The 13,601-nt window shown below is 51.9% G+C and carries 20 protein-coding genes; 2 read left to right on the forward strand and 18 right to left on the reverse strand.

Annotated elements, in window-relative coordinates:
• Nucleotides 1-295: 295 nt before the first annotated feature.
• From INF86_RS03300 to INF86_RS03370, 15 genes are all read right to left on the reverse strand, one after another.
• Nucleotides 296-508, reverse strand: a complete 213-nt coding sequence (locus INF86_RS03300) for a hypothetical protein (RefSeq protein ID WP_050499237.1) — start codon at nucleotides 506-508, stop codon at nucleotides 296-298.
• 74 nt (nucleotides 509-582) lie between these two features.
• Nucleotides 583-963, reverse strand: a complete 381-nt coding sequence (locus tag INF86_RS03305) for a phage tail assembly chaperone family protein, TAC (protein WP_032104576.1) — start codon at nucleotides 961-963, stop codon at nucleotides 583-585.
• A 53-nt stretch (nucleotides 964-1,016) separates the two neighbouring features.
• Nucleotides 1,017-1,508 (reverse strand): phage tail tube protein, encoded by a 492-nt coding sequence (locus INF86_RS03310; protein ID WP_023296823.1) that lies wholly within the window; start codon nucleotides 1,506-1,508, stop codon nucleotides 1,017-1,019.
• Between the two features lie 54 nt (nucleotides 1,509-1,562).
• On the reverse strand, nucleotides 1,563-1,928 hold the full coding sequence (locus INF86_RS03315; RefSeq protein WP_063135822.1) for a DUF3168 domain-containing protein: 366 nt from the start codon (nucleotides 1,926-1,928) through the stop codon (nucleotides 1,563-1,565).
• Nucleotides 1,925-2,464 carry an HK97-gp10 family putative phage morphogenesis protein gene (locus tag INF86_RS03320; RefSeq protein ID WP_063135823.1) on the reverse strand — a complete coding sequence of 180 codons (540 nt, stop codon included), beginning with the start codon at nucleotides 2,462-2,464 and terminating at the stop codon, nucleotides 1,925-1,927. The genes INF86_RS03315 and INF86_RS03320 overlap by 4 nt, the downstream gene beginning before the upstream one ends.
• Entirely contained in the window at nucleotides 2,457-2,789 is a 333-nt protein-coding gene (locus tag INF86_RS03325) for a phage head closure protein (RefSeq protein ID WP_032104582.1), read from the reverse strand. Before INF86_RS03325 ends, INF86_RS03320 begins: the two co-directional genes overlap by 8 nt.
• Before the next feature lies 1 nt (nucleotide 2,790).
• On the reverse strand, nucleotides 2,791-3,003 hold the full coding sequence (locus tag INF86_RS03330) for a hypothetical protein (protein WP_063135824.1): 213 nt from the start codon (nucleotides 3,001-3,003) through the stop codon (nucleotides 2,791-2,793).
• A 63-nt stretch (nucleotides 3,004-3,066) separates the two neighbouring features.
• Nucleotides 3,067-3,393 (reverse strand): head-tail connector protein, encoded by a 327-nt coding sequence (locus INF86_RS03335; protein ID WP_032667407.1) that lies wholly within the window; start codon nucleotides 3,391-3,393, stop codon nucleotides 3,067-3,069.
• Nucleotides 3,394-3,435: 42 nt separating this feature from the next.
• A complete protein-coding gene (locus INF86_RS03340; RefSeq protein ID WP_032622508.1) occupies nucleotides 3,436-4,647 on the reverse strand; it encodes a phage major capsid protein in 1,212 nt (403 codons plus the stop codon).
• 9 nt (nucleotides 4,648-4,656) lie between these two features.
• Entirely contained in the window at nucleotides 4,657-5,505 is an 849-nt protein-coding gene (locus INF86_RS03345) for a head maturation protease, ClpP-related (RefSeq protein ID WP_193543224.1), read from the reverse strand.
• Nucleotides 5,506-5,518: 13 nt separating this feature from the next.
• Nucleotides 5,519-6,823 (reverse strand): phage portal protein, encoded by a 1,305-nt coding sequence (locus INF86_RS03350; protein WP_063135827.1) that lies wholly within the window; start codon nucleotides 6,821-6,823, stop codon nucleotides 5,519-5,521.
• Complete coding sequence (locus tag INF86_RS03355; RefSeq protein ID WP_193543225.1) at nucleotides 6,823-8,580, reverse strand: terminase large subunit; 1,758 nt, start codon at nucleotides 8,578-8,580, stop codon at nucleotides 6,823-6,825. Before INF86_RS03355 ends, INF86_RS03350 begins: the two co-directional genes overlap by 1 nt.
• Nucleotides 8,580-9,053, reverse strand: coding sequence for a phage terminase small subunit P27 family (locus INF86_RS03360; RefSeq protein WP_063135828.1), 474 nt, complete (start codon nucleotides 9,051-9,053; stop codon nucleotides 8,580-8,582). The genes INF86_RS03355 and INF86_RS03360 overlap by 1 nt, the downstream gene beginning before the upstream one ends.
• 157 nt (nucleotides 9,054-9,210) lie before the next feature.
• Nucleotides 9,211-9,561 (reverse strand): HNH endonuclease, encoded by a 351-nt coding sequence (locus INF86_RS03365; protein ID WP_044703918.1) that lies wholly within the window; start codon nucleotides 9,559-9,561, stop codon nucleotides 9,211-9,213.
• Nucleotides 9,561-10,151, reverse strand: a complete 591-nt coding sequence (locus tag INF86_RS03370; RefSeq protein ID WP_193543257.1) for a hypothetical protein — start codon at nucleotides 10,149-10,151, stop codon at nucleotides 9,561-9,563. Before INF86_RS03370 ends, INF86_RS03365 begins: the two co-directional genes overlap by 1 nt.
• Nucleotides 10,152-10,335: 184 nt before the next feature.
• Between INF86_RS03370 and INF86_RS03375 the strand changes: the two genes are divergently transcribed.
• Complete coding sequence (locus tag INF86_RS03375; RefSeq protein WP_255510261.1) at nucleotides 10,336-10,578, forward strand: DUF1883 domain-containing protein; 243 nt, start codon at nucleotides 10,336-10,338, stop codon at nucleotides 10,576-10,578.
• Here the strand turns inward: INF86_RS03375 and INF86_RS03380 are convergent.
• On the reverse strand, nucleotides 10,525-10,734 hold the full coding sequence (locus INF86_RS03380; protein WP_193543227.1) for an Rrf2 family transcriptional regulator: 210 nt from the start codon (nucleotides 10,732-10,734) through the stop codon (nucleotides 10,525-10,527). The genes INF86_RS03375 and INF86_RS03380 overlap by 54 nt on opposite strands.
• Nucleotides 10,735-10,746: 12 nt before the next feature.
• Nucleotides 10,747-12,204: a glycosyltransferase family 2 protein gene (locus INF86_RS03385; protein WP_193543228.1), complete on the reverse strand. Its 1,458-nt coding sequence runs from the start codon at nucleotides 12,202-12,204 to the stop codon at nucleotides 10,747-10,749.
• Nucleotides 12,205-12,394: 190 nt separating this feature from the next.
• Here INF86_RS03385 and INF86_RS03390 point away from each other — a divergent pair, with 190 nt between their 5' ends.
• Nucleotides 12,395-12,685 (forward strand): Bor family protein, encoded by a 291-nt coding sequence (locus INF86_RS03390; RefSeq protein WP_032671404.1) that lies wholly within the window; start codon nucleotides 12,395-12,397, stop codon nucleotides 12,683-12,685.
• A gap of 110 nt (nucleotides 12,686-12,795) precedes the next feature.
• Here INF86_RS03390 and INF86_RS03395 read toward each other — a convergent pair whose 3' ends face one another.
• Nucleotides 12,796-13,023: a hypothetical protein gene (locus tag INF86_RS03395; protein ID WP_108367717.1), complete on the reverse strand. Its 228-nt coding sequence runs from the start codon at nucleotides 13,021-13,023 to the stop codon at nucleotides 12,796-12,798.
• Nucleotides 13,024-13,601: the final 578 nt, after the last annotated feature.

Consider the following 13,601-nt stretch of genomic DNA (forward strand, 5'->3'; position numbering starts at 1 on the left):
CTTATACAAGGTTTATATAGAGGGAGTTTGTTTACCTTTTGCTTATGGTCGCTAATAATAATATATTCGTACTTATCAAACCCGTACTTATTATCCACTATATTTAACGGGGTATTAAATTATAAAATTGATACATTCGAAAGGTTATCATCCATGGGAGATAGATTATTAATGGCATATATTGCCGTGACATTAATCGCAATACTTTTGTCAGCAGTTGATAATTTTGTTGTTAAAAGAAACAGATAATTACAGAAAAAAAACACCTAAGGGCTATAATTTATCCCTTAGGTATTCAGCCCCATGTACGCATCGCCTCTTCAAGTTTGATCGGCTCGTTTGCTGCCTCCCGCTCAACAGCGGCAATATGAGGCGCAAAATCAGCAATGCTGAAGGCAGGGGTGTTTTTGGTACGGTTTACGTTTGCCAGCACAGAAGAAACCAGTGCCGCACCCCACTCCGTTCGCATCATCAGGTTCAGATTGCCGTACTTCTGCCGGTACTGCACCCACTGCTGGAACTCGCGGAAGCTGAGGCGTTCTTTTGCCTCAGCGATAGTGCGGCCACCTATCCCGTTAAGGACTAGTTCGCACCAGATTTCGTCTTCTGCGCTGAGTCCGTCTTTCCCAGATCGTTAACTTCCTGAATAGCCACCAACAGCGCCACGGTCAGGCCACCGTCCAGCGCGCCACGGTCTGGATCGGCCTCGCCGGTAACATCGGCAACCGTAAACACCTGATGCCCATTTTCATCGCAAATTGACGCTGCGATACGGCCAGCTACCCCATCTATACGGCCCAGACCAGCAAGCACATCTGATGTGGCAGTGTGATAGCCAAGTGGACGGATATACGTTGTCGCTGTATGTTCCTTACCATCCTGTGATTTCCAGGTAATCTCTTTTTCCACCGGGCGGCCGGTAAACGCTCCCGTTTCTTTCAGTGTGTCGAGTGTCAGTTTCATTTATCTTTCCCGATAATGTTTGTTGAAACACGGGGGTTCAACCCCGCCAGTGATCAGCTACCAGACTGCTCTTTCGGAATCCATGCCCCCTGCCCGGAACGCTGGATAGTAGCAGAAGTCTGCACGACCGTGTTTCCCTGGAAGTCGAACGGGAAGTCGGAAACATATCCCTTGAATACGTACCAGGTGCGATCAGAAGGAAGCACCAGACCATCAACAGCTTCCGGTCCTGTTCCCGCTGTCGGCTTTGATTCACCATCAGACCAGCCGATAGCAAACGTTACGTCGCTCTGGTCATTTGACTCTGCCATGTTGCTGAGCATCAGGTGGCTGGCGTTAGTTGGATCTGCGTTAAGCGTGGCCGTTGCCTGCCCCGGTGTACGCAATCCCTTTTTATATTTTCGGGTGTTACGTTCGCTCAGGCAGGTGTCATCAATCTGATCTGCCGGGCTTCCACCTGGTGAAAATGCAGTGATGCATTCAATTTCGCTCACGACACCATTCGCGAGCACGTACAACTGTGTGCCTTGAGTCACTACTGACATGGTTATCTCCGGGTAAAAAAAACCGGCGGCGCCGGTGTGTTATGGAAGGTTGTTTTATCGTTTGACGAGCCAGTCGACGTCGAAGGAATAACGGTACTTCATGGTACTGGGTTCCAGCTCCTGCGTACCCCATCTGGTGATTATTGCGCTGCCTTCGATCGCATCGCGAAGCGCCCGCGCAACCGTGATAACTTCAGTATCTGTGTCGGCGTAAACGTCAATCTGAACAGAAAAGCGGTCTATATCGGGGCGCTGCTTCAGGTAATTTTGAGGATCACCGTCAATGTTCTGCCAGACCGCATAGGGATAGACAACTTCATTAAAATGCTTGCCGAAGGGGTACAGCCTTACGGGAGATTCTCCCAGCAGGGAGCGAACCTCCTGGCTGGCTGCACAAACTTTAAAAACAGGCGCTATCATGCTTTGGTCCCCTTTTTCACGGCCTGCCTGATCGCACGATCGATAGCTTTTTCCATTTCTTCCGCAAAAACGTTAATGACAGGGCCATCGATACCGTTCATCGCGGGGCGGATGATAGGTCGTGCTTCTGCATGCTCTGTTCCGAATTCAAGCATTCGCCAGTACCAGGTGTCGCCGCCGGGATTCCCTTTGTCGCCTGCTGTTTTGTAGATTCCACCGGCTCGACCCTTTCTGACGTTGGCTTTTGTCTGGGCATACTGTCGCGCACCGCCCATAACGCCAACGCGGAAAGTCAGGTTACCCGTTCTCCGGAATTCACGACTACCAAAGCTGGCAACGATATTTTTATAGATGGCCTCTTTGGTCAGTGGGTCATCAACCCGGGCAGCATTACTCCGGGCACGGTCCCTGATTAAGTTCGCGGCTTTACGAAGCGCAAATCGTCCCGCTTTGTTACGGGTGACGTCCGATACTGCCTCCATTTTCCCAAGCAGGGAATCAAGCCCGGTAAGACTTACTTCAACACCATCAGCCATCGTTTACCCCTTCTGAGCAGGGAAGCGTGAGATATTCGCGGCCACTTTTCGGATCAGGAAGCACGCCCTCGATGTTATATATCCCGCCGCGAAACAGGATGCGATTCATCCGGGTAATTCCCGGTCGAAAGCGAATTGTGATACGGGTAGTGATTTCCCCCTGCGATGCCTGGGCTGCAATAAACTCGCGAGCCGACAAAGGGGAGACTTCGGCCCATACGGTAGCCACATCCCGCCAGGTTTTATTTACAGCTCCAGTCTCTGGGTTCTGAACCATCACCGGCTCCTGGATTGTTACCCGGTGACGTAGTTTCCCGGCCTGCATTCTACCCCCTGACTTTCTGGCTGAGATACTGAGGTTTCAAATCGTTCAGTGACGTAATTTCAACCCCATCATCTTCAGCCAGTGACTGGATAATGACATCGCATAACGCCATATTGGACTCAGCCAGCCGGTTTATCGCGTCCGTCTGCGCCCTCTGTGCTTCTGTCTGTTCGCGTAGCGCTGTTATCAGCTCGCTTACCTGTTGCTCGTTCATATGCAATTTTCGCCCATTTTTTTACCCACTCGCGCCGTTCCGCGCATCCTGAACAGGCCATATTTACACCCCGTAAATTCGGTATGGCTGAAGCAGGGCTTCAACTGCAAGCGGGACCTCTGCAACGGTTTGCCCGATGGCAACGGATTCCCGGTTTGCATACCAGTGACCGATAAGCAGTAGCATGGCTGCCTTAACATCATCATTGAGCAGTATCGGGTCCGGATCGTCAGCGTAGCCAGGACTGCTTTCCTTTTCATAGAGCGTTCGCCGTGTCCATGTCTGGACGTACCGGGCCGCTGCACCTGTGTAAATCTCCAGCAGAGCATCATCACCCGTAAAGTCGGTATCAATGCGGCAATGCTGTTTCACCACATTCTGATCAAGCATTTTTTTGCCCCGAAAAAAGCGGCCCGAAGGCCGCAATAGTTATCAGCTACCCGCGCCGGTGCTGAATGAACCGTACACGAACGCCTCAGGGCGTTTCACAGCCAGCGCCAGACGTTCTTCGCAACGGATGGTGATCATGTTTTTCTCGAAGTCGTCGGCGTTCTCCGTGGAGATAACCACGTTCGCATCTTCGCGGTCGAAGATTTGCGCGCCAGCGTTAAATGCACCGGTCAGGAATTTACCCTGGAAGGCTGCCGCTTCCGTTGCAACAACCGGCAGGCCCCACAGAGTCGGACCAGTCAGCGCCGCAGGGTTCGCCAGAATGTAACGACCCAGGCTGTCTTTGGTCAGCTCGATCCGCGCCCAGTCAATGAAGTGAAGAACATGACCAGATGCTGGGAAGCGTGCCAGCTGTGCCTGCAACATTGCCAAACGCAGATCGTCAATCCCGCTCTGCTGTTCGACAGTGAACGCCGGATTGAACGCTGACGCCTGAGGAACGATGCCGTGCAGATGAACGCCGGTACCATCACCGAAGAGAATTTCCTGCTCTTCTGCATACTTCAGCCCGTAGCGCATTTCGGCATCAACGGTGGACTGCAACTGTGCGAAGTCATCCAGGATCTGCTTTGAGGCTTTGAACAGGTGGGCAATGGTGCTGACGCCAGTGATTTTCGGCGTGAACTCAATTTCGCTGTATGGTTTCTGCGTATTTTCAGGAACCACTTTCGCGTTATTGGTAAAGCCTGTCTGCTGCACCCAGAAAATAGCTGAGGAGGACGTACGGCCAGGAGCAATCAGATCGCGGATGAACAGGCGCTGTTTCGGTGCCGTATCAATACCCGGCAGGCGCTGTGGCTCCACAACACCATCAGGCACATCCACCGAAGTCAGGGCGGCCTTAACCGGGATGCTGATGCGCTTACCGCCTTCCACGCTGGAAGCAAAGGTTTTCAGGGCTTCAGCGGAGATCACCTGGTGGCCAACGGACTCGACAACCTGTTTTGCGTTTGCCAGCGGCATCTGGGCAACATGTTGCTCCAGTTCGCCCATTGCGGCCTTCAGGGTTTTTTCAGCTTCACGCAGCGCATTGAACTCAGAAGCCATTTTATCAACGGCTGCTTTTGTTTCTTCTGACAGCCTGCCTGACTTCTGTGCCTCTTTGAGTGCGTCTTCTGCTTTCGCGTTGAATTTGCCGGTTGCCTCTTCAATGCTGGCAGTGACTTTTTTCAGAATTTCGTTTACTTCAGACATAAAGGGTCCTTATTTGACTAACGCCGCAAGAGCGCTTTCAAGTGAATTGAGGGTTTCAGGTTTGATATCTTCGGCAGCGCCCGGCGTACCGTCGTTGGTGGTGACAGCGCCAGGCATGCCACCGGATAAGGCTTTAATGAGTTTTCTGCGCTCAGAGCGCGGGGTATTGGTTTTAGCCAGCAGCGCATCAAGTTTGCGAAGCGCGGCCGCGGGTGATTTATCGCCATCACTGACCGCATCAGCAGAAAGCAGGCTGTCTGCCAGTCCCTTCACCACAGCGTCACTGCCACCGATATAACTCTCGGCATCCATCAGTTTCTGAACAGATGCCATATCAAGGCCGGAACGCGCCGCGTATATGTCTGCCATAGCGTTATCGAAGGGCTCCAGAGACTGTGCCAGTTCCGCAAAGTCATGGCGGTTACCCATCGCGTAGACCCAGCAGTTGTGGATCATCAGGAAGGCACCACGACCGATCTGAATTTCATCCCCGGCCATCGCAATGACTGAGGCGGCGCTGGCGGCAATACCGAGCACCTTCACCGTCACACGGCCTTCGTATTCACGCAGAAGGTTGTAGATTGCCAGGCCTTCGAACATGTCACCGCCAGGGGAATTGATATTGACCGTGACGTCGGCGCCATTCATCGCCCGTAGCGCACCGGCGATACGTTTGGCTGTTACCCCTTCGCCCCAGTAGTCCTGCCCGATCACATCAAAAACAGAAATACTGTTGTCGTCAGTGGCCGCAGCTTTGATCCCGCCGTCCCAGCGGTCCAGTGCGGACGGTAATGTTTCACAGGTAACGCGCGCGCAGGGGCGACCCGCCGGTGCTACCGGAAGTTGTTTTTTGCTCATCAGGAAAGTGCTCCTAAGCGGCCTGTTTCAGCGGAGATTGTTCAAAGGAAATATCGGGGAATACGTGGTTATGCAGTTCTCTCAGGGCCAGAGCCTGAACAGCAGGATTGCTGCTTTCGAGATTTTTCAGTTGCGTCAGGTTGAGCTGAACGGTGTAAATGTCACCCCCTTCAATCGGTGGCATATTCTCAAGACGGCGCACGTCATTGCGGGACATCCACCCATTCTGGAGCGCGCTGGTATAGTACGCAGCACGGCCCGCGCTGTCGGCCCGCAGCAGTCCTTCTACAGAGAACTCCGCGAACACCTCATCATCGCTGTCCAGCAGGCACCTTCCTATTTCCTGCTCTATGTTCACCAGCAGGGGGCGCAGGGTGTGCGTCAGGAACTGGAGGTTCATGCCCTCCAGACTGGATGCCCAGCTGCTTTGCTTCGTGGTGTGACCGACCATGAAAGGCGGAACGCGAAACCAGCGGCAGATCTCCTCAATGCTAAAGGCTCGGCTTTCGAGCATCTGAGCATCTTCCGGGTTCATGGTTACGCCCTGGTACGTCAAGCCTCCCTCAAGCACCATGATTTTCCCGGCGTTTTTTGAGCCTGTAAACGCCGCCATGTAACCGCGAAGTTTTTCACGTTGAGTATCATCCAGAGCTTTATCAGAAGAGAGAAACCCTGAACTTTGCAGGCCCTGTTCGAATATCTTCGCCGCGGACTCTTCAACCGCCATTGCAGAACCGATCACATCCCGGCCTGTTTTCATCGGCATCATGCCGCAAACACCGTCAAGACCGAACCCGCGAATGTGCATGATGTTTTTGACGGGAATGACGCGCTCGTTACCGTTTTCAGTGTATTTGTATTCCAGCGCCCCGGTCGTGAGACGTTTAACCACCATGTTCTGCGGCAGCAAAGGCACCAGCGAAACCAGGCGGTTTGCGATGAACTTCTTCTCAATGAAGGCATTCCCGCGAAGACAAATACTGGCTACTACCATCAACATAAAGCGGGATGGCGTCATTTCTGAGTTAGGGCGACGGCACAGCACCGAATAGGCCGGGTGATCGGTCGCAGCCTTTCGAGACCCGTCAGGCTGTCGAACGTATATTTTCAGCGGAAGGGTTGAAATAGACTCGCTTAACAGTCTTACGCATGCCCACACAGCCGATAGCTGGATGGCTTTATCGGCCGTTACCACCTTTCCGCTGCTGCTGGTACCAAACCATTCCTCCCAGAACGTGCCGGTAGTCAGGCTGATAGGCACGCCAAGCCAGTTAAGCAGAGCACTTTTAACCCTGCCTGGCCGTTTGTTTTTTTTCATCAGAAACCTACCATGATGGGATTATTGAAGAATCCGGAGAGATCCTGCTGGTCGTTGCCACCATTAACCAGAACGCGACTCATTGCAGTAAACAAAGCCGCCGGGCCATCAATCTTGGCCTCTGGTGTGGACTTATTCGGAAAAATGTTCTCGTTTCGGTCAGGTTTGACGGTTACGTTGGACATCATCCAGTTCATCACCGGATGGTTGCTGTGATGGAAGCGGCCTCCGTATACCAGCGCCTCGACCTCTTTCATCGCCTCGGAGAAATTGCGGACCGTCTGCGGCACTTCCACCAGCGGCAAACCTTCCTCTGCCAGCGCGAGGCTGAACTGCGTGGCACTCCACGGATCGAAGCCAATTTCTTTCAGGCTCTCACCAGCAACCCACTGTTGCAGTTCCTCCTTAATCTGAGCGTGGTCAATAACATCACCATCCGTCAGGATCAGTTTGTCAATTAGAGCCCAGTTTTTATAGTGTTCGGCCATCTGACGGGAGCATTTGTCGAGACGACCTTCGGGCAACCAGAATTTAAAATCAGCGTGAACATGCCCATCTGGGGACCGCCATACTTTCACAGCAGCGCAGATATCAATTTTGTTTGAAAGGTCAACACCAACCCATAATGGATAGGTTTTAAGTTCGTGCTGCGGGGCGATAAACTCGCACTTTTCCCACTTCATCATGTCCATCCAGGCCGACTCAGCTGTAACCCAGATATTCATGTGCTTGGTGAAAAAGTTAATCCTGGCTGAAACCTGCTCTTTCGCCTTTTTAGCCAGGCGGCGCAGGTCATCCCAGCGCTTACAGATACCCAGCCCCGGATTCGCCTTCTGCCAGACCGTTTCATCAAAGGGATCATCGCCTTCGTCCAGGGTGTAGATGATGGCAAAGAAAGTATCGTCTTTCACTGCACCTTCCACATCGCTGTTGAAACCACGCAGCACCTTGATTGCGTAATCACGCAATTCGTAGCAAATGCCTTCTTTGTTGAAACCGGCAGTGGTGATACCGAAAAGCAGCGATTGCAGGCGTGCGCCGGTGGCGGTCTCCAGAACGTCCCAGACGTCACGGGTTTTGTGAGCATGCAGCTCGTCGACGATAGCGCAGTGGATGTTCAGTCCATCGAGGTTGTTCGCATCTGATGATAATGGCTCGAACTTAGAGGCCGTTTGCTCCTGGTAAATAGCGAGCTTGTTGAATTCGAAGATCCGCCCAAGCGTGGCTTTCGCCTTCTTGACCATATTCTTCGCGTCTTCAAAAACAATTCTCGCCTGGTCACGGGTGGTTGCAGCGGAATAAACTTCCGCCCCGCCCTCGCCGTCGGCTCCAGCCATATAAAGACCCACGCCGGAGCAAAGTGTTGATTTGGCATTTTTACGGGCCACCTCAACATTTGCTGTGCGAAAGCGCCGAACCATTACTGGACGACCGCTGCCGTCGTTACGCAAGACGGTTTCTCCCGTCTCTTCGTTAACCAGCGGGATAACAAAACCAAAAATATTAATCAGGATGAAAACATGCCAGTCCATCAGCTCAATAGGCTGGCCTGCCAGCGCGCCTTTGACGTGAGGCACAAAATTATAGAAATTCAGAATGTGCTGCGCGCGCGGTTCACTGAAGAAAATACCGCGCTCTTCGCCGTGTGCCAGATCGTCAAGAAAACGCTGACAGGCAAGGCGCACATACTCACAGGCAATAATTTCCCCCGCCACTACCCTCTCGGCGTAGCGGATGCCTTCTACAACCTTAGCCATTAATCCCTCGCTTTCATAAACTCGGCCATCGGGTCAACCGCTTCAGGACCTTTTGCATTCACTTTCGATCGGCTGGCTGGAGTCATGCCGAACTCACCAAGCATGGCACGCAGACGTTTCCAGGCATCAGCTTTCATGATGGCGGCGGGGTGAGCCTTGATCAGCACATCCCCGCTCTGCGTTTCGGTCCGGTAGGTGTAGCCCTCAACTTCAAGCGTGTCGCAGTGATGCCGGTATTCGGTATAAGCCTCAACCAGCAGCTCAAGGGCTCTGGCATCAAGCTGAGACATCACACCGATAGCATCAAGCTCGTCGGCCATCCGTTTAAACCAGTATTTCCCCTGCTTGTCGAAATGCTTCGGCGTTGGGGGTACCCCTGAAGGGGGTTTTGGTTCGTTCTCATTGATCGGGCGTTTAGATGGGTTACCCCTCACCAAACGTAGATGGGTCGGGGTTTTCGGTGGTCCAGACATAATCGAAAACTCCTATTAATCATCGAGTGGGGGACCCCATAAAAAAGTTTTCTAACCTGCGGCGATGTGAAAAGAGGTTAGGCGGCGGTCCTTTGGCGCGTCGTTCCTGAACTTTCAACCCGCCCTCCCCCTCGGTCGATTCAAATGAGAATTGATGTCATTTGAGTCTTTCGACCGCTGTCTTCGCCCTGTGGCAAGGCTTGCAGAGGCTTTCGAGGTTGGACAGGTCATCGGTCCCCCCATTTGCTTTGGCGGTGATGTGGTCCACCGTCTCAGCGGGTGTATACCTTCCATTTCGCAGGCATTCCTGACAAAGGTGTTTGTCTCTATCGAGAACGATTGGGCGCAGCCTGTCCCATTTGCTGCCATAACCTCGCTGATGTCTGCTCTGTCCTCGCTGATGCTGCTGCCAGCCTTCGTTAAGGTGCTGGGGACAATAGCCTGAGCGGTCTGTTGTTGTGCCAGGGCAGCCACGCTTGCGGCATGCTCTCGGTATTAACGCAGGCATCAGGCTAACTTCCACGCCCGACGGCGTTCTGTACGTGGCGCTGAGTCAGGGTGACGCTCAACCGGTTCACCATCTGCATGGTCCACCAGCGAGTAACACGGATAGATCACTGAGCCCCCCCATGCATCACCTACAGCGTAATCGGCGGGCTTGCTGTTATCCCAACGGGATAGCACGCGATGCACATGCTCAGGAGGGACGCTATAGCAAACGCCATGAATGAGTCTCGACAGCGTGATGCAATCAGCGCGTGTCTTATCAGCCACGATTAGCCGCTCAGCAATCTGCATTTGATACTGTGGAGGCCGCCCGGTACCGAGATAAAAGCTCAGCATGTCGTCAGGGAAACGAACCAGCCAGTCAGTTACCTTTTCGGTGAATCCATGTACCGGCAGCGCGTCATCTTCCAACACTACCACCCGGCATGTTTGCTCTGCTGCCCACTCAAGCGCGCGGCGATGATTCCAGTTCGCACCGTGGTTACCGTCATCAATCAGCAGATGGGCATCCAGCAGCGCAGCAAGACGTTGTGCTTGTCCCGTCCGGGTGTGGTGACCAACCACAACAAACTTAACTTCTTCAGCCACCAGCAAATCTCCAATAAAAAAGCCGCACAATGGCGGCTACTGTCTGTATATCAGGGTGTAACTTCGCTTTAACCCGGGTTAATGTAAGCATTCAGCCCGTCAGTGGTGGGACACTGACGCACTCTGGCACGGAGGAATGGCTGATTACCTCTGATAAGGAAATGAAATGTCTTTTTTGCACAAAAGAATGCATCTGAATCAAGGTGATACCGTTGTTGTAGATTGCTCACATCAATGCAACATCATGATTCTCACTGATAGTAATTTCACTAATTACAGAAGTGGCAATCGCTTTGAGTACCATGGCGGTTTTTACAAAATGCCCCCTGCTAGGATTACTGCGCCGCATAGCGGGGAATGGAATGTTGTACTGGATTTAGGCGGCGGAAGTGCTAATGTTCGCCACGGAATCAGCGTCATCAGAGCATAGCAATTCGCCCTTAGCCTGACTAAGAGCCTCCTCAAGGGCGGTAATTATTTTTTGCTGTGTGCCGTCCTTTAAGTGCCCCAGAGAAGCAATTCCCTCTAACGAATTTGAATCTCTAGCCCAAATAACCTCATCGCCATTTTTTATTTCAACTTTCACAGTCAACCCTCTCTATTTATGTTTCCACCAGGCATTATCTTTTCCGATCCCATCAGTTTTAAAAACGGTGTGCACCTGAGGTCCGGTAATCACCTTTCCTGCGAATGAATGAGCGACAATACCGAACGCCAGCATGTCCCCCACCGCGGCGCCAGCCTGTTCTTTCTTCCAGAAACGATAGCTCTCGATCCGGTAGTAAAGACGGATGATGCCGTGAACAAACGCCATTATATCAGCGCGGGTACCACCCAGCAGCCCAGCGTTAAGCATTACATCGTTTCGGTGCGCTTCAATGAACTCCTGATAGATGCGCTCCGGATGGTTCTGCTTTGCCCAGGTATCGGCGTAGGTCTTTGGTTCTGAACCGACATACACCTTCCCTACCTCCATTTCTTCCCACGGCGCGCGAAGCATTTCGACATCGGTACCATCGGTACACCAGACGAACCGGTATTCAGGGTGCTCTCGCAGGTGCTGCCAGATGTGCAACCAGCGACGAAAGTAGACATTCATCTTCACGTCAGGAACTCGACATAGCTCAACATCTGCCGGGGCCGTCAGTAATTCATCCACCAGCGCTATACGACCACACTGGCGAAGCGAGGCTGCCCATTTGCTCAGCATGTCAGGCGAGGCCGCCATTTTTGTGCCGCGCTGCGGGTCAGGCTGACTGGTGAGCAGCGTTGTGATTACCACGTCACGCTGCTGGCGGTATTCAACGTAACCAGTAAACCCGGCATCACGCCGTTCGTTGTGGATCTTCACGTTACGTTCCACCAGCGCCTGTCGATCGGGACGCGGTACCGAACGCTCTACGGCTTCATGCTCATCGAGAGAATGAATCAGCTTTTCTGAACCGACCACATCACCGTAAGCCCACGTCGTCAGGCCAGCGTTATGGATACGTAGCGCGAGGTCACTGTGTTCGTACATGCCGCGACCATAAACCGGATCGAATCCACCCACCTTCTCGATGGCGCTACGGTGGTAATAGAGCATCACTCCGCGCTGCCCGGTGTACGCCACATGCTGATCGTCACGGTAAAGCACCGAAAGGTCATTGAGCTTATTCTGGCCAGCAAGATCGAGGAACTGGTAAGCCAGGTGTGGCTCGGGTGATTCGATGTAAGGGAGGTGCCAGTTATCAGCGATAGGCCAGGCATCATCATCCCACAGAAAAAGATGCTCGCACCCGGCATCCATCATGGCTGACAGGCTGGCGTTCTTCGAAGCAACAATGCCGAGTGATGTTTCATGGCGAAGCAGCTGCACGCCGTGTGGCACTACCGCTGCAGGTTTTGAACCATCATCGACAACCACCACCAGCGCACCGGCCGGCAGGTGCATCATGTGCTGTTCAAGCGCTCGTTTCAAAACGTCGGCGCGCTGGTGTGTCGTTATTGCAATACCGATCCGCGATGAAATGATGCTGGCAGGCGCATACGGGACACCATCAATAGTGACCTGCATAATTTTCCTCTGGGAAGTTTATTAATTATCTTATTCGTAATAATGGATGGTCTGACGATAGCAATGGATGATGTTGATAGTTAATCACTAGGGAAGTAGAACAAATCTAAGTTAAACTACTGGTCTGATATGTATAAATTAATGATACATGTCATTATTTTTGCGAACCAAACCAACAATAAGGTCATTTATGAAAAAGTTAATTATGGTAGCTCTGGTTGCCGCAGCTGTTTCTGGCTGCGCTCAACAATCATTTTCAGTAAACAAAGGCATAACGACTACGCCACAGCAAGTTACGACACATCATTTCTTCGTTAGCGGGATTGGTCAATCCAAGCAAATTGATGCTGCTCAGGTTTGCGGTGGTGCTGATAAAGTTGTTCGTACTGAAGTTCAACAGACTTTTGTGAATGGGTTGCTGGGATTTGTCACCTTCGGCATCTACACCCCTCGTGAAGCACGCGTCTATTGCGCGAAGTAATATTTCATAGCAATTGAAACTGATAATCCTCTAGCCCCCTAACAGGGGCTTTTTTACATCTGGTTGATAAAACAATTATCAAGCCCACCAGCAGGTGAGCTTTGTAATGGCTACGAATCCACCGCGTTATGCAGTGCTTCCTGACTGGCAATATGCTCGTAACGAGATACCGTCTTTCCATTCTGGTTCATCACGTAGGCGACCTCGCCGGGTTTCAGGAATACATTTTTGTCCATTCCCGATACCGCGATGCTCTGCTGCCCCGGATTGAACCCTACACTCAACCCGCAATGAATATCTTCACCGCCACCTGGCGACATTACTTTTACTGTTAACATGCTTCTTCTCCTGCTTCTTCTGGGAATAAAAAAGGCCGCCCATTGGCAGCCTTTTGACGTTAGAGATGTTACTTATGAGGTATGACATGGTTTACAGCAGTAGTAACACCCGTTTGATTTTGAATAATGCTTCTTAGCTTCCGTGACAGCTGGACGACATGTGTCGAAGATACCAAGGAAAATGCGATTCTCTGTCGCAGGCATAAATGCGCATCCTGTAACGTGTACCTCGTGGTCGCCGTTTGCCTGAGCATTTTTATTTACGTAATAGAACTGTCCCATTTTTAAAATCCCAGAGTGACGCTGCTTCTTGCAGCACCTGAGATGTTAATAATCTTGTAGCTTCAAAGTTACGATATATCCTTAAACTTTGAGCAAGTTCACTTTAAACACTGCTCACGCTAGTACTCAGTGAATGCCTGCTGTAATGCTTTATAGGTCAGCGTCCCTTCGGCCAACTGATAAAAAACGTAAAACCGATGAATGCGAAAAACAGTCCAGCAGCTCCAGCAATAAGGATTAGAGCCCAAACAAGAATAGTTCCGATGGTTGCAATCACTTGGACCTCGCTTGCTTTA

The sequence above is a fragment of the Enterobacter cloacae complex sp. I1M genome, assembly GCF_014982425.1.
GTDB lineage: Bacteria > Pseudomonadota > Gammaproteobacteria > Enterobacterales > Enterobacteriaceae > Enterobacter > Enterobacter intestinihominis.

What these genes read in the sequence shown, in the direction of transcription:
- INF86_RS03345 (WP_193543224.1), bottom strand. Translation starts at nt 5,505, where the DNA reads ATGAGCAAAAAACAACTTCCGGTAGCACCGGCGGGTCGCCCCTGCGCG.
- INF86_RS03385 (WP_193543228.1), bottom strand. Translation starts at nt 12,204, where the DNA reads ATGCAGGTCACTATTGATGGTGTCCCGTATGCGCCTGCCAGCATCATT.
- INF86_RS03395 (WP_108367717.1), bottom strand. Translation starts at nt 13,023, where the DNA reads ATGTTAACAGTAAAAGTAATGTCGCCAGGTGGCGGTGAAGATATTCAT.
- INF86_RS03325 (WP_032104582.1), bottom strand. Translation starts at nt 2,789, where the DNA reads ATGCAGGCCGGGAAACTACGTCACCGGGTAACAATCCAGGAGCCGGTG.
- INF86_RS03315 (WP_063135822.1), bottom strand. Translation starts at nt 1,928, where the DNA reads ATGATAGCGCCTGTTTTTAAAGTTTGTGCAGCCAGCCAGGAGGTTCGC.
- INF86_RS03320 (WP_063135823.1), bottom strand. Translation starts at nt 2,464, where the DNA reads ATGGCTGATGGTGTTGAAGTAAGTCTTACCGGGCTTGATTCCCTGCTT.
- INF86_RS03360 (WP_063135828.1), bottom strand. Translation starts at nt 9,053, where the DNA reads ATGTCTGGACCACCGAAAACCCCGACCCATCTACGTTTGGTGAGGGGT.
- INF86_RS03350 (WP_063135827.1), bottom strand. Translation starts at nt 6,823, where the DNA reads ATGAAAAAAAACAAACGGCCAGGCAGGGTTAAAAGTGCTCTGCTTAAC.
- INF86_RS03390 (WP_032671404.1), top strand. Translation starts at nt 12,395, where the DNA reads ATGAAAAAGTTAATTATGGTAGCTCTGGTTGCCGCAGCTGTTTCTGGC.
- INF86_RS03375 (WP_255510261.1), top strand. Translation starts at nt 10,336, where the DNA reads ATGCATCTGAATCAAGGTGATACCGTTGTTGTAGATTGCTCACATCAA.
- INF86_RS03335 (WP_032667407.1), bottom strand. Translation starts at nt 3,393, where the DNA reads ATGCTTGATCAGAATGTGGTGAAACAGCATTGCCGCATTGATACCGAC.
- INF86_RS03310 (WP_023296823.1), bottom strand. Translation starts at nt 1,508, where the DNA reads ATGTCAGTAGTGACTCAAGGCACACAGTTGTACGTGCTCGCGAATGGT.
- INF86_RS03330 (WP_063135824.1), bottom strand. Translation starts at nt 3,003, where the DNA reads ATGAACGAGCAACAGGTAAGCGAGCTGATAACAGCGCTACGCGAACAG.
- INF86_RS03305 (WP_032104576.1), bottom strand. Translation starts at nt 963, where the DNA reads ATGAAACTGACACTCGACACACTGAAAGAAACGGGAGCGTTTACCGGC.
- INF86_RS03355 (WP_193543225.1), bottom strand. Translation starts at nt 8,580, where the DNA reads ATGGCTAAGGTTGTAGAAGGCATCCGCTACGCCGAGAGGGTAGTGGCG.
- INF86_RS03340 (WP_032622508.1), bottom strand. Translation starts at nt 4,647, where the DNA reads ATGTCTGAAGTAAACGAAATTCTGAAAAAAGTCACTGCCAGCATTGAA.
- INF86_RS03365 (WP_044703918.1), bottom strand. Translation starts at nt 9,561, where the DNA reads ATGCCTGCGTTAATACCGAGAGCATGCCGCAAGCGTGGCTGCCCTGGC.